Source organism: Hydrogenophaga sp. L99 (assembly GCF_058731905.1).
Window position 1 is genome coordinate 2,634,095 of sequence record NZ_CM178972.1, and the last position, 14,118, is coordinate 2,648,212.

General features: G+C 62.4%; 12 protein-coding genes. 4 read left to right on the top strand and 8 right to left on the bottom strand.

All coding sequences use genetic code 11. The features are described 5' to 3' along the window. The first annotated feature begins 89 nt into the window (after nt 1-89). Nucleotides 90-1,052, top strand: coding sequence for an IS5 family transposase (locus tag AC4QBL_RS12515; protein ID WP_472900628.1), 963 nt, complete (start codon nt 90-92; stop codon nt 1,050-1,052). A gap of 340 nt (nt 1,053-1,392) precedes the next feature. On the opposite strand, the gene upp is transcribed toward AC4QBL_RS12515, so the two are convergent. From upp to AC4QBL_RS12555, 8 genes are all read right to left on the bottom strand, one after another. Beyond that, nucleotides 1,393-2,025: a uracil phosphoribosyltransferase gene (gene upp / locus AC4QBL_RS12520; protein WP_472901654.1), complete on the bottom strand. Its 633-nt coding sequence runs from the start codon at nt 2,023-2,025 to the stop codon at nt 1,393-1,395. A 127-nt stretch (nt 2,026-2,152) separates the two neighbouring features. Then, the gene (locus tag AC4QBL_RS12525) at nt 2,153-3,073 is read right to left on the bottom strand and encodes a formate dehydrogenase accessory sulfurtransferase FdhD (protein WP_472908429.1); all 921 of its coding nucleotides are present in this window, start codon (nt 3,071-3,073) and stop codon (nt 2,153-2,155) included. A gap of 160 nt (nt 3,074-3,233) precedes the next feature. Continuing rightward, complete coding sequence (locus tag AC4QBL_RS12530; protein ID WP_472901656.1) at nt 3,234-3,536, bottom strand: hypothetical protein; 303 nt, start codon at nt 3,534-3,536, stop codon at nt 3,234-3,236. A 25-nt stretch (nt 3,537-3,561) separates the two neighbouring features. Then, entirely contained in the window at nt 3,562-4,785 is a 1,224-nt protein-coding gene (locus AC4QBL_RS12535) for a formate dehydrogenase subunit gamma (protein ID WP_472908430.1), read from the bottom strand. Nucleotides 4,786-4,797: 12 nt separating this feature from the next. Then, nucleotides 4,798-5,046 (bottom strand): hypothetical protein, encoded by a 249-nt coding sequence (locus AC4QBL_RS12540; RefSeq protein ID WP_472901658.1) that lies wholly within the window; start codon nt 5,044-5,046, stop codon nt 4,798-4,800. Beyond that, entirely contained in the window at nt 5,043-5,645 is a 603-nt protein-coding gene (gene fdh3B / locus AC4QBL_RS12545; protein ID WP_472901659.1) for a formate dehydrogenase FDH3 subunit beta, read from the bottom strand. The genes AC4QBL_RS12540 and fdh3B overlap by 4 nt, the downstream gene beginning before the upstream one ends. A gap of 11 nt (nt 5,646-5,656) precedes the next feature. Then, the gene (locus AC4QBL_RS12550; protein ID WP_472908431.1) at nt 5,657-8,623 is read right to left on the bottom strand and encodes a formate dehydrogenase subunit alpha; all 2,967 of its coding nucleotides are present in this window, start codon (nt 8,621-8,623) and stop codon (nt 5,657-5,659) included. A gap of 17 nt (nt 8,624-8,640) precedes the next feature. Further along, a complete protein-coding gene (locus tag AC4QBL_RS12555) occupies nt 8,641-8,868 on the bottom strand; it encodes a formate dehydrogenase (protein ID WP_472908432.1) in 228 nt (75 codons plus the stop codon). A 492-nt stretch (nt 8,869-9,360) separates the two neighbouring features. Between AC4QBL_RS12555 and AC4QBL_RS12560 the strand changes: the two genes are divergently transcribed. The 3 genes from AC4QBL_RS12560 to AC4QBL_RS12570 all read left to right on the top strand — a co-directional run bounded on the left by AC4QBL_RS12560 (nt 9,361) and on the right by AC4QBL_RS12570 (nt 13,575). After that, the gene (locus tag AC4QBL_RS12560) at nt 9,361-10,752 is read left to right on the top strand and encodes a sigma-54-dependent transcriptional regulator (protein WP_472908433.1); all 1,392 of its coding nucleotides are present in this window, start codon (nt 9,361-9,363) and stop codon (nt 10,750-10,752) included. Nucleotides 10,753-10,879: 127 nt separating this feature from the next. Continuing rightward, nucleotides 10,880-12,982 (top strand): sensor histidine kinase, encoded by a 2,103-nt coding sequence (locus tag AC4QBL_RS12565; protein ID WP_472908434.1) that lies wholly within the window; start codon nt 10,880-10,882, stop codon nt 12,980-12,982. Between the two features lie 299 nt (nt 12,983-13,281). Beyond that, a complete protein-coding gene (locus AC4QBL_RS12570) occupies nt 13,282-13,575 on the top strand; it encodes a hypothetical protein (RefSeq protein WP_472908435.1) in 294 nt (97 codons plus the stop codon). Nucleotides 13,576-14,118: the final 543 nt, after the last annotated feature.

Consider the following 14,118-nt stretch of genomic DNA (forward strand, 5'->3'; position numbering starts at 1 on the left):
GCGCCAACCTTAAGGCAACGCTGATTAAGTACTGCTCGAGCGTGGTGTTTACCTGTACCGTTGCAGTACAGACGAACAGGCAGATGAAGATGAAACAGCAAACCCTTGCCATGGCCGCCGATCAAGCTGAAGGTTTTGAGCCTTACCGCAGGCCGACCAGGCGCGATACCTTCCTGGCCACGATGCAGCAGATCGTGCCCTGGCAGGCGTTGTGCGCGGTGATCGAGCCTCACTACCCCAAGGCCGGCAACGGGCGTCCACCGATCGGGCTCGAGCGTATGCTGCGCATGTACTTCGTGCAGCACTGGTTCAACCTGGCCGATGAGGCCTGCGAGGATGCGCTACTCGACAGCACCGCGCTGCGGCGCTTTGTCGGCATAGACCTCGGGCGCGAGCGCGTGCCCGATGCGACCACGCTGCTGAAGTTTCGCCGCTTGCTGGAGACGCACCAACTGGGCGAGGCCTTGTTTGCCAAAGTGGGAGAGGTGCTGCAGGCGCAGGGCATGAAGGTCGGTACCGGCACCATCGTGGACGCCACCATCATCGGCGCACCGAGCTCGACCAAAAACGCAGACAAGCAACGTGACCCCGAGATGCACCAGACCAAGAAGGGTCAGCAGTGGTATTTCGGGATGAAGATGCACATCGGCGTGGACAGTCGCAGCGGGCTGGCGCACAGCGCCGTGGTGACAGCGGCCAACATGCACGACAAACACCCGCTGCCCGATTTGCTGCACGGCAACGAGCAGCGCGTGTACGGCGACAGCGCCTACGCTAGCCAGAAGACGCTGATCGCTTCCAGGGCGCCCAAGGCCAAAGACTTCACCAACCAGCGCGTGCGCAAGGGCGGTGAAGTCGATGAAGCCGAACGCTCGAAGAACCGCAACAAGTCCAGAATCCGGGCGCGGGTCGAACACGTCTTTGCAGTGGTCAAGCGGCTGTGGGGCTTTGCCAAGGTGCGCTACCGGGGGCTGGCCAAGAACGCCACGCGCTCGTTCGTGGCGCTGGGATTGGCCAACATCTACCTGGCGCGTCAGCGCCTCATGGGATGAGTGCGTCTGCAGCGCACGCCAAACGCGTGCACAAGGTCGAAATGGCCCTGAAACGGTACGAAATCCACTTGATTTGACCTTGCTTCTCGCATGGCGCAATCAGGAGGCAACGGGTCGCTGGATCGACCGCTTGTTCAGCGTTGCCTTAACGCATAGGCGCTGTCGGCATCACCCCCGACGAGCATTCCCGCAGTGAGTCACCTGTAAATCCATCCGAGTCAACCCGGCGCGACATGCCCCAAAACCCAGAACGCAGTGGATCTGGCTCCGCCAGTCCACACGCGTTGCCCCTTGAGGGGCGGAGCTGGCTACACGCAGTGAGCCAGCGATGGGGGTGTTCCTACTTCGTCCCAAAAATGCGGTCACCCGCATCACCCAGACCGGGCACGATGTAGCCGTGCTCGTTCAGACCACGGTCCACCGCCGGGGTGTAAATCGGCACGTCGGGGTGGTGGTCGTGGAAGTTTTTGATGCCCTCGGGGCACGAAACCAGGCACACGAAACGGATCGAGCGGGGATTGGTCTGCTTCAACCGGTCAACCGCCCACACCGCCGAGTTACCAGTGGCCAGCATCGGGTCCAGCACGATCACGTCGCGCTCATCCATGCCGCTGGGCATCTTGAAGTAATACTCCACCGCCTTGAGCGTGACCGGGTCGCGGTAAAGACCGATGTGGCCCACACGCGCAGCGGGCAGCACCTGCAGCATGCCGTCCAGAAAGCCGTTGCCCGCCCGCAAGATGGACGCCAGCACCACTTTCTTGCCATCAATGATGCGCGAGGTCATTTTCTCCAGCGGCGTCTCAATCTCCACCTCCTGCATCGGCATGTCGCGCGTCAACTCGTAGGCCAGCAAGATGCTGATCTCGTGCGCCAGTTCGCGAAAGCTCTTGGTGCTGGTGTCTTTGCGGCGCATCAGCGTGAGTTTGTGCTGCACCAACGGGTGGTCAACGAGGTGGACGTCTCGGCTCATGGGGGTTCTTTCAAGAAACGATGGGGAAACGCCAACGACGGGCACAGCCCGTGTGGCGCTCAGAAGTGGATGAAGTTTATGCCCGAACCCGGGCTGGCTCGCCACGCCGTGGCTGCGCCAGGTGCGCTCAAGCCGCGCTGAGGTCCATGGCGGCAGCGGCAGGCGAGGCCGGCGGCACAGCGTCGAGCAACAATCGCTGGGCATGCGCGTAACAAAGAAAACGCTTGTTGGTGGCACGGCCCACAGCGCACAAGCCCACACGCTGGGCCACGTCCAGACCCATTTGGGTGATGCCGCTGCGCGAAACAACCACCGCCACGCCCATCTGGGCTGACTTGATCACCATTTCGCTGGTCAGCCGCCCCGTGGTGTAAAAAACATGCTCCACCCGCTCGGCCGCTGGACGCTGCTGCAGCGCCATCCAGCCGGCAATGGTGTCCACTGCGTTGTGGCGGCCCACGTCTTCCACAAACAGCTGTAGCGCGTCGCCCCGAAACAAGGCACAAGCGTGCACCGAGCCAGCCGATTTGTAGGTGCTTTCCTTCAGGCGAATCGCATTCAAAATGCCATACAGCTGCGACTGGCGCAGCACCGCTTCAGCCGGCAGTTGGATGCCGTCCACCTCGTCCATGAGGTTGCCAAACACGCTGCCCTGCCCGCAGCCGGTGGTGACCACGCGCTTGGACGTGCGCTCTTCAATGCGGTCAATGCCGTTGCGTGTCTTGACCGACGCGGCGCCTACATCCCAGTCCACGGTGATGGACTCGATTTCTGCTACCGAGGCAATCAGGCGCTGGTTGAGCAAGTAACCCAACACCAGCCATTCGGGGTGAGCGCCCAGCGTCATGAGTGTGACAAGTTCACGCTTGTCCACATAGACCGTGAGATCGCGCTCTGCAGGAATGGACACCAAGCTGCTGAGCCCGAACTCGTTGAGCACAGCCACTTCCTGGGTCAGCGGGGCTTGGGCGTGGGTGAGCTGAGGCAAGGACGCCTCAGCAGCCAGATCGCGGTGCTGGACTGCGCTCGGGTTTTGGACGGTTGGCATGGTTTCGGTCAGTCTCATGAATTACAAACGCTTTGCAGTATGAACCGCCGTGAGAAGGCAGTAAAAAAGCATGCCAAGGCCTCACTCGGCTCAACCCGTAACCCCAGCAAAAAGGGCCCAGAGGGCCCCTTTTGTGCTGGTCAGCGTGTTGCAGAGGCTATCAGGACTTCGCAGCCACCGCCGCTGGCGCCACTGGCACGAAAGGACCCGGGTCCACACAAGCGGGGGCTGCTTGGGCCGGCTTGACAGACTTACCCGCCGCCGAGGCAGTCTTGAAATAGTGGCCTGCAGCACGGTCCATAGAACGGCACAGCTGGAAGGCCGCGACCTTGTTGCCATGTGCAGTTTTGGCAGCAGCCTCTGCCGCCTTGGCTTTAGCTTCGTCGGTCAATACCGGCACAGGCAGCTTGGCGTGTGCGGCAAAGGCCAGCAGCACCGATGTGCAAATGAGAAAGCGTTTCATGATCTTCCTTGACAAATGAGGTCGTTCAAGCCTTGACGGGCTGGCTGGCCACGGCCCCGGCGGGGCTGTTGGCGCTGCGCTGAGCAGGAATCTTGCCGGCCTTGATGTCGTCGTACCAGAGTTCGTGGTGTTCCTTGGCCCATGTTTCGTCGACATAACCCGTTTTCATGGCTTTGTAAGCGCCGTCCATACCCAGCGTGCCCATGTAAATGTGACCCATGAACATCGCCATCATCAGCACAGAGGCAGCGCCGTGGATCATGTGCGCCACCTGCATGTTGGCGCGGGTGTACTCCACTGCGGGGACGATCTTGTCCAGAAACACCCCCGAGCCCACCACCAGCAAACCGAACAGGAACACGCCCGACCAAAACAGCACCTTTTCACCCGCATTGAAGCGGTGTGAAGGCACCTCATGCCCGCCGAACAGACCACCGCCCTTGAGCAACCAGGTGATGTCTTCCTTGCTGGGCAGGTTGTCGCGCGCAAAGGTGACGATGACCACCACCAGAGACACTGCAAACAGCGGCCCGGTGAAGTTGTGCACGTTTTTCAGCGCATAAGCCAGCCAGCCAAACAAGGTGCTGCCAATGACGGGCAGCAAGAAAAACTTGCCAAACGCCATGATGATGCCGGAGACGGCCAGGACCACGAAAGCAATGGCGTTGACCCAGTGCGCTGCGCGTTCCACGTAAGTGAAGCGCTCGATCACCCGGCCGGTTTCCTTGCCATGCAGCGGGATGCTGCCCTTGCCCATGTAAAACAGGCCAATGGCTACCGCCACGATGATCAGCAACGAACCACCGTAAGGGATCAGCCAGTCGTTGCGCACCTGGCGCCAGGCTTCACCCGCATTGGTCAGGCGAGAGCCGGGGTACTGCACAAAGCCCTGAATCAGGTTGCCCGATTCGGGATAAGGCAGGCTGCTGTAGCCGGTGACACCCTTGCCCACGTCGCGCCACATGGGCGCGTTGTTGCCGGGCTGCACCTGCTTGCGCTCGGCGTTGGTCTGGCCGGCGTAGTTGGGGTCGGTGCTCGCATCGGGTGCAATTTCAAAGATGTTTGCACTGCGGATACCACCGGTTTCAGCCGGTGCCACCACCGCTGCCGGGGGCGCTGGATCATCGGGTACAGGCTCTACCTTGAGCGCCTGCGCGCTGGCCCAGCTGCTGCTCAAAGCCAACAAAGCCACCGCCCAGGTGCGCGGTGCCGTGAGTCGGCTGATCATGGAATTCGGGAACCATTGCATAAAGCGCTCCCTTTATTGATTGCTCATGCGGGTGTAGTCGTTTTGGCCGTACTGGGCACGGGTCTTCAACTGCTGTTCCCAGCTGTTGCGGTCGCCCGCTTTCCAGCCGCCCTGCGCGTACTGGCTGGAGCCCACGCCTGTGTAGGGCGCGCCGTCCTGCTTGACGCCAGAGCCACTGCTTTCCTGCGGCTGATCGCCACAGGCAGACAGAGCCACCACAGCTGCCGCCACGGCAGCAAGAGTCAGGGTGCGCTTGATCATGATTTGGCTCCTTGTGCGGTACCGTACGCGGTGCCCCAGCCCCACACCTCGGCGCCTTTGCCGCGGCGCAGCACACGGCTGCGGAAAATGTCGGCCACCACGTCGCCGTCGCCGGCGAGCAGTGCCTTGGTCGAGCACATCTCGGCGCAGGCGGGCAGCTTGCCTTCGGCCAGGCGGTTGCGGCCGTATTTTTCAAACTCATCCTGGCTGCCGTGGTCTTCGGGGCCACCGGCGCAGAAGGTGCACTTGTCCATCTTGCCGCGCACACCAAAAGTGCCATTGCTAGGGAACTGAGGTGCGCCAAACGGGCAGGCGTAAGAGCAGTAGCCACAGCCAATGCACACATCCTTGTCGTGCAGCACCACGCCTTCGTCGGTGCGGTAGAAGCAGTTGACCGGGCACACCGCCATGCAGGGTGCGTCGCTGCAATGCATGCAGGCCACCGAGATCGACTTTTCACCCGGCACACCGTCGTTGAGGGTGACCACGCGGCGGCGGTTCACACCCCAAGGGACTTCGTGTTCGTTCTTGCAGGCGGTGACGCAGCCGTTGCATTCAATGCAGCGCTCGGCATCACAAATAAATTTCATTCGTGCCATTTGTCAGCTCCTCAAGCGCGTTCGACGTTACAGACCGTGGTCTTGGTTTCCTGCATCATGGTCACGATGTCGTAACCATAGGTGGTGGCGGTGTTGACCGCCTCACCACGCACCACCGGCATGGCGCCGTCGGGGTAGTAGGGCTTCATGTCTTCACCTTGCCAGCGGCCCGAGAAGTGGAACGGCAGGAACACCGTGTCGGGCGCCACGCGCTCGGTCACCAGCGCCTGAACATTGAGGCGTGCACCGGTCGGGCTACTCACCCACACGCGCTCGCCATTGCGAATGCCGCGCTCGGCCGCTGCTTTCGGGTTCAGCTCAACAAACATTTCCTGTTGCAGCTCGGCCAGCCACGGGTTCGATCGGGTCTCTTCGCCGCCGCCTTCGTACTCGACCAAACGGCCTGAGGTCATGATCAGCGGGAATTTCTCGTGGACCTTGTCGTCCACGTTTTTCTGCTGCAAGGACTTGTAGAGCACCGGCAGGCGCCAGCGGGTCTTCTGGTCGTCGTGGCTGGGGTATTTGGCCACCAGATCGGGGCGCGTGCCATAAATCGGCTCGCGGTGCTGCGGAATGGCGTCGGGGAAGTTCCACACCACCGCACGGGCTTTGGCATTGCCAAACGGGTGGCAGCCGTGCGCCATGGTCACGCGCTGAATGCCGCCGGACAGGTCGGTCTTCCAGTTCTTGCCTTCGGCCGCTGTTTTCTCGGCGTCGGTCAGGTCGTCCCACCAGCCCAGCTTCTTCAGCAACACATGATCAAACTCGGGGTAGCCGGTGGTGATCTCAGCGCCCACCGAGTGCGAACCGTCTTCGGCCAACAGCGTGGCGCCCTCGCGCTCCACACCGAAGTTGGCACGGAAGTTGCCGCCGCCTTCCATGACGTGCTTGGAGGTGTCGTACAGGTTGGGCGAGCCAGGGTGCTTGATGGCGGCGGTGCCGTAGCACGGCCACGGCAGGCCAAAGTAGTCACCGCTCATGTCGTAGCCGGTTTCCTTGTCCACCACTTTGCCCTTGCACTTCAGCGTCTTCACGTCGAAGGCGTTCATGTTGCGCATGTGGGCCTTCAGGCGCTCGGGGCTCTGGCCGGTGTAGCCAATGGTCCACACCGAGGCATTGATTTCGCGCAGGATGTCTTCAGGCACCGGCTCGTCCATGCCTTTGACCTTCTGCATCTTGTAGTTCTTGGACAACTCGGCGGCGAAGCCCAGCTTCTCAGCGAACTGGTGCATGATCATGTGGTCGCTGCGGCTCTCCCACAGCGGCTCAATCACTTTTTCACGCCACTGCAGCGAGCGGTTGGACGCCGTGCAAGAACCGCTGGTTTCAAACTGCGTGGCGGCTGGCAACAGGTACACCGCGCGGTTGGGGTTCAGGTCTTCCGGCTTGCCGGGCATGGCCGCCATGGAGGCCGTGGCCGACGGGTAAGGGTCCACCACCACCAGCAGGTCGAGTTTGTCCATGGCCCGCTTCATCTCCAGACCTCGGGTTTGCGAGTTGGGCGCATGGCCCCAGAAGAACACGCCACGCAGGTTCGCGTCCTGGTCGATGAGTTCGTTGTTCTCCAGCACACCGTCGATCCAGCGCGACACGGTGATGCCGGGCTTCTCCATGTTGCCGCCGGTGTACTTGGACTTGATCCACTCGTAGTCCACACCCCAGACCTGGGCGAAATGTTTCCACGAGCCCGCAGCCAGACCGTAGTAGCCGGGCAAAGAATCGGGGTTGGGGCCGACGTCGGTCGCGCCCTGCACGTTGTCGTGGCCGCGGAAGATGTTGGTGCCGCCGCCGCTCTTGCCCACGTTGCCCAACGCCAGCTGCAAGATGCACGAGGCACGCACCATGGCATTGCCGATGGTGTGCTGCGTCTGGCCCATGCACCAGACGATGGTGGCGGGCTTGGCTTCGGCGAGCATCTTGGCCACTTTGAACATTTGCGCTTCGGGCACACCACAGGCTTCTTCCACCTTGTCGGGTGTCCACTTGGCCAGCACGTCTTCACGCACTTTGTCCATGCCATAGACACGGTCGTTCACGTACTGCTTGTCTTCCCAGCCATTTTTGAAGATGTGGTGCAGCAGACCGAACAGGAAAGGAATGTCGGTGCCGGAGCGGATGCGCACGTATTCGTCAGCTTTGGCGGCGGTGCGTGTGAAGCGCGGGTCCACCACGATCATCTTGCAGCCGTTTTCCTTGGCGTGCAGCATGTGCAGCATGGACACCGGGTGCGCCTCGGCGGCGTTGGAGCCGATGTACAACGCGCACTTGCTGTTTTGCATGTCGTTGTACGAATTGGTCATGGCACCGTAACCCCAGGTGTTGGCCACACCAGCCACCGTGGTGGAATGGCAGATGCGGGCCTGGTGATCGCAGTTGTTGGTGCCCCAGAAGCTCACGAACTTGCGCAGCAGGTAAGCCTGCTCGTTGTTGTGCTTGGAGGAACCGACGAAGTACACCGAATCGGGGCCACTGGCCTCTTTCAGCTCGTTCATCTTGGCGGTGATCTCGGTCAACGCGGTGTCCCAGCTGATGCGCTGGTATTTGCCGTTGACCAGCTTCATGGGGTAGCGCAAGCGGTATTCGCCGTGGCCGTGTTCGCGCAGGGCGGCACCCTTGGCGCAATGCGCGCCCAGGTTGATGGGGGAGTCAAACACCGGCTCCTGGCGCACCCAGACGCCGTTTTCAACAATCGCGTCGGTCGCGCAACCCACAGAACAGTGGGTACACACGGTGCGCTTGACTTCGATCTTGCCGCTGCCATCAATCGAGCCGCCCGTGGCGGCCTTGGCTTTTTTCACCAGCACCAGCTGGGTGGCCGCCAGGCCGACGCCGACACCGAGACCCGAGCGGCGCAGAAAGCCGCGTCGGTCCATGGTGGGCAAAGCCGCCGACAGCCCGCGCTGCAGGCTGTGGACGAAAGAGGTGTGGGCGCGGGCGCTCTGTGCACCGGTGCCAGACGTTTTTTTGGTCAGCAACATGGGTTTCTCCTGCCTGTTCAGATCAGGGTGGTTTTGTAGTACTGCTTGACGTGGTCAGACAGGCTGTAACCACCGCCCTTTTCGGGCGCTGGACGCGGTGCAACAGCAGCCGCTTCTTCGGTTTTCACGCGGGGAATGAGGACGGCGGCTGCGGCCAGCGCGCCAACGGTGCTGGCACCGGCGAACAAGGTACGGCGGCTCAGGCTGGTGCGGCCTTCGGTGGGCTCAGAAAGGGGCTTGCGCATGCGTGTCTCCTGGTTGAACAAACACCCTTTGCGAGCCAGGCGGCGGCGCATGTGGGCTTTTTGCATACGTGGAATCTAACCGCCGCACCGACTCCGCGCAAGCGCTGTATGGCGGTGCTGATTGGGGTTTGTACGGATAGAACCCTTGCGCAGCGAGCCGGCAGCGGGGCAGCCTGGCGCGCTTCCGAATTGATAGCCAGAAGCGTGCCATAAGACACCGCTTATAGAGATCGCGCCCGCATGCAAACACCTGAAAGCTTGCTGCCACAGGCTTGCAGGGCAGAGGTCCTGCAAGGCACCGGCCGACCTTGCGGGATTACCCTGACAGCACATCGGCATGGGCCGTCTGTGCATGCCCAGCGGCGCGCAGCGTCGTGCGACAAGTTGTCGCACGTTGCGCGGTTTGTCGCACCGGTGAAATACCGCCAGCCACGTCGGATTTTCGGCAATACCCAAGTGATTTTGTAGGCTTCGTCCGTAGAATGCCGCCGGGTGGAACCGACCTTTTTTCCCTCATCCCCCGAAAGACAACTGGAAGGCTGGCCCGACTGGTCGATCCTGATCGTGGACGATGAGCAGGGCATGCTGAACTTTTTGGTGAAAACGCTTGCGCCACGCTGCCAGCTGGTGATGAGCGCCGCCAGCGCTGAAGACGGCGCGCAATGGCTGCGAACGCACCATGTGGACCTGGTGATCCTGGACATTTCGCTGCCCGGCAAAAACGGCGTGACCTGGTTGAAAGAACTGCGCGAACAGGGCTTCAGTGGCGAGGTGATTTTGATCACCGCATTTGCCGACCTCGACACCGCCATCGAAGCCCTGCGCGCGGGCGCTTCCGACTTCATCTTGAAGCCATTCCGGGTGCCGCAAATCCTGAACGCCATCAAGCACTGCTACGAGCGCTCGCGCCTGCGGCGTGAAAACTTCGTGTTGCGCCGCGCCGTGGCCAGCGCACCCGGGCGCGGCCCAGCGCTGGTGGGCGCGTCCCCGGCCATGCAGCGCTTGCGCGAGTCCATCGAGCGGGTGGCGCCCGTCAACAGCACGGTGCTGTTGCAGGGCGAGTCGGGCACCGGCAAAGAGCTGGTGGCGCGCGAACTGCACGCCCAGAGCGCGCGCGCCATTGGGCCGTTTGTGCCGGTGAACTGCGCCGCGGTGTCGCCCGAGTTGATCGAGAGCGAGTTGTTTGGGCACGCCAAGGGCGCCTTCACCGGCGCCACGCGCGCACGCGACGGCCTGTTTCATTACGCGCAAGGCGGCACGCTGTTTCTCGACGAAATTGCAGAGCTGCCGCTGCCCATTCAGGCCACTCTGCTGCGGGCCATTGAAGACCTGAAAATTCGCCCGGTGGGCAGCGAACAGCTGATGCCGGTGAACCTGCGCATCATGGCCGCCACCAACCGCCGCCTGGCCGACGAAGTGGCCGCTGGGCGCTTTCGCAAAGACCTGTACTTTCGCCTGCAGGTGGTGGACCTGAGCCTGCCGCCCCTGCGGGAGCACAAGGAAGACATTGCCGAGCTGGTGGCGCATTTCATGGCGCAGCTGGCGCCCTCGCTGGGTGTGGAGCCCTTGCAGATCAGCCCCGAAGAAATGCGCTTTCTGGAGCAATACGACTGGCCGGGGAATGTGCGCGAACTGCGCAACCTGATCGAGCGCTCGCTGATTTTGGGCGTGCTCAACGTATCGGCCTTGTACCCCAGCACCACCACACCACGCAGCGGACAGCCCGGCGCCAGTGGCCTGCCCACCGACCTGCACACGCTGGAAAAGCAGCACATCCTCTCCATCCTGGAGTCGGCGCACGGCGACAAGACCCGAGCGGCGCAGCTGCTGGGCGTGTCGCGTCGTACGCTGGAGCGCCGGGTGGCCGAGTGGGCGAGCGCGTGAAAGCACCCCCGCCGCGCCGCGCGCGACCACCTCCAGAGTGCGACCCGATGCGGCCCGTCCTGAGCTTGGCGAAGGGCGGTTCCGCCGGGTTCGTGGAACGGGCACTTCACGCCGGCGTTGACCCAACATGACGCGCCTCACACCCCGCTGGCTCGCCACCTCGGTGCGCAACAAGCTGCTGGCCATGGCGCTGCTGCCGCTGCTGGTGGCGTTTCCCCTGCTGGTGCTGGCGCTGGCCATTTGGGGCAACGTGGCCTACGACCGGCTGCTGATCACCAAGGTGCGCAGCGACCTGGCGGTGGCCCATGGGTATTTTGACCAGGTGCTCACCGAAGTGGGCGCCGGTGCGCAGAGCGTGGCGAACTCGCAAGCCCTGTTCGCCGCCCTGCAGCAGCCCGCCGCCGCAGGCAACGACTTGCAGGCCCAGCTGACAACCGCCCGCGAGCGCCTGGGCCTGGACTTTCTGGTGCTGTACAGCCCGCAGGGCCTGGCACTGGCGCGCTCGGCACCCACCGGCACGAACGCCCTCACCCCGACAAACGAGCCACGCATGCCGCGCGAAGTGCAGCAAGCGCTGCAAGACGACGGTTCACCCAGCAAGGCCTTGCTGATGGTGATGGCACCCGACGCGCTGGAGGCCTTGGCGCCGCACTTGCTGCCGCGCGTGCTGCTGCCCGTGGTACCCACCCGCAACGCAGCGCCCACCGAGCGCACGCGGGAAGACCGCGCCATGGTGGTCGTGTCCACCCTGCCGGTGCGCGACGCCACCGGGCGCACGCTGGCCCTGCTCACCGGTGGCCTGCTGCTGAACCAGAACCTGGACTTCATCGACCACATCAACCGCATCGTGTACCCCGACGGCTCGCTGCCCTTTGGCAGCCAAGGCACGGCCACCCTGTTTCTGGACGACGTGCGCATCACCACCAACGTGCGCCTGTTTCAGGACCAGCGCGCCATTGGCACGCGTGTGTCGCAAACCGTGCGCGACACTGTGCTGGGTCGCGGCCACACCTGGCTGGACCGGGCCTTTGTGGTGAACGACTGGTATGTGTCGGCCTACGAGCCGCTGCTGGACGCCAACACCCAGCGCATTGGCATGCTGTACGTGGGCTACCTGGAAGCTCCGTTTCGGCAAGTGCGCTACGCCGTGCTGGCCGCGATGGGGCTGATCTTTTTGCTGGTGATGGCGCTCTCAGCCTGGTTTTCGGTGCGTTGGGCGCGCAGCATTTTCCGGCCGGTGGAGCGCATGAACCGCACCATGCAGCGGGTGGAAGAGGGCCAGCCGCAGGCGCGGGTGGGCGCCCTGCCCGCACGCGACGAGTTGGGTGCCCTGGCCGGCCACCTGGACCAGTTGCTGGATGTGATCGACGACAAAACCCGTACCCTGCAGCGCTGGGGCGAAGAACTGGACCACAAAGTGGCCGAGCGCACCCGTGAACTGGAGGCCAGCAACGCGTCGCTGCAGCTGGCCCAACAGCAACTGGTGAAAAGCGAAAAGCTCGCCGCCATCGGCCAGCTCACCGCCAGCATTGCCCACGAAATCAACAACCCCATTGCCGTGATGCAAGGCAACCTGGACCTGATCCGGGAAACGCTGGGCCCCCACAGCCAGCCCGTGCGCGCCGAACTGAAGCTGCTGGACGAACAGGTCGAACGCATGCGACTGATCGTCACGCAGTTGCTGCAATACGCCCGCCCCACCGAATACGCTGGCTACGTGGAAACGCTCGACCTGAACCGCACCGTGGACGACTGCCTGGTGCTGGTGGCGCACCTGCTGTCGCAAACCCGCATTGAAGTGCAGCGCCACCTGCAAGCCACCCAGCGCGTGGGCTTCAACCGCCAGGAACTGCAACAAGTCATCATCAACCTGCTGATCAACGCCATACAAGCCATGCCCACAGGCGGCGTACTGCGGCTGGAAACCCGCAACTGCGTGATTTCAGCGGGCGACACGCCCAAGCCAGGCGCAGAGCTGTGCGTGGTGGACAGCGGCCCCGGCCTGGCGCCCGGCGTGCAAGAGCGCCTATTTCGCCCGTTCTTCACGACGAAAAACGACGGCAACGGCCTCGGCCTGTGGATCAGCATGGGCCTGCTGGAGCGCTACGGCGGCCACATTGAAGCCACCAACCGCCTCGACGGTACCGGCGCAGCCTTCACGGTGCAGCTGCTGACGGAACCGCAAGCTCCTGCGGCGGTGAATACGCGGGATGGGCGGCCGGGCGGGTGAGAGGGATGGTTTTTTTCGGCTGGTTGCGACCCACTCCTGTCATTCACACCTCACGGGTGACGCCACAAGCGGTCGCTCTAGTTCAAGCGCCGAGATCGACTCGCTGACGAGAGGCCGGATGGGCATTTCAAACAGCGTGGAGGCAAGGAGCTGACGATAGATCTCGGGCGGATAGAGATCTAGTCCAGCGAGCCGCCGTTTTCTTCACGGTTCGATCCGGTATCAAGTCGCGAGGTTCAGGTCAAATCGGAGCAAAATCGAAGCCTGACACAACGGTTGCTAACTTGGAGCGCGAACAAATGATCCTGAGCTTTGTCATCAAGAACGACACCGGGAGTGATCTCCCGCTCGAGCCAGGTGAGACTTGGAAGTACATCGTCAATGTCGTCGATCCCAGCGACGCTGCCCTGCACATGCAGAAGGTGCAAATGTCAGCGTCCGCCTACGGCCATACGGTGATGAACGTCTACTTGGACGACCACCCGTTCGATGCAAGAGCGCATTGGACCGACGGCGCGCAGGCTGATGACTTTCACTACGATGAGTCCGTCGCCATTCACAAGGTCCAAGACGAGACTCGAGGAAGGCGATAAACGCATGCGCCTGCTGAAAGTCTCGCGTCGAGAAGGCTTCTTGATCCTCGATACGGATCAAGGGATAAGAAAGAGATCGCTTGAGCACCCGGATATGCCAGCCATGGAGGCCCTGTGCCAGAGGCTCATTGGTGAGGAGATCATTCTCGATGCTCTCCCAGGCTGGGATTCCCAAGTCTGGTTCTGGTCTGTACGCGAACCAGATCGCTAGCTCGCCCGGCTTACATGCCTTTGCGGTGGGTGTTGCAGCGCATACCTACATGACGTTGATTGACGAAAGAAGCCAATGCAGGTTTATCTAGGACTACACGGACACGCGAATACGGTGCCTCTCCCGCTTCGACTCGGGCTGAAGATCACAGAGTCGCATCAGCAGTTCGCCCGACTGGACCCTTACTGGTATGACGAGGAGGGCACTCGTGGCCAACGTCAAACAGAAATTGATGAGGGACGAAAGCACTATCGGGGTTGCCTCCGGATTCCACATGAAGACCCGAACCATTCCGGGGACCATCAACTTGACTGCCGAGTCATTTTGGGAGC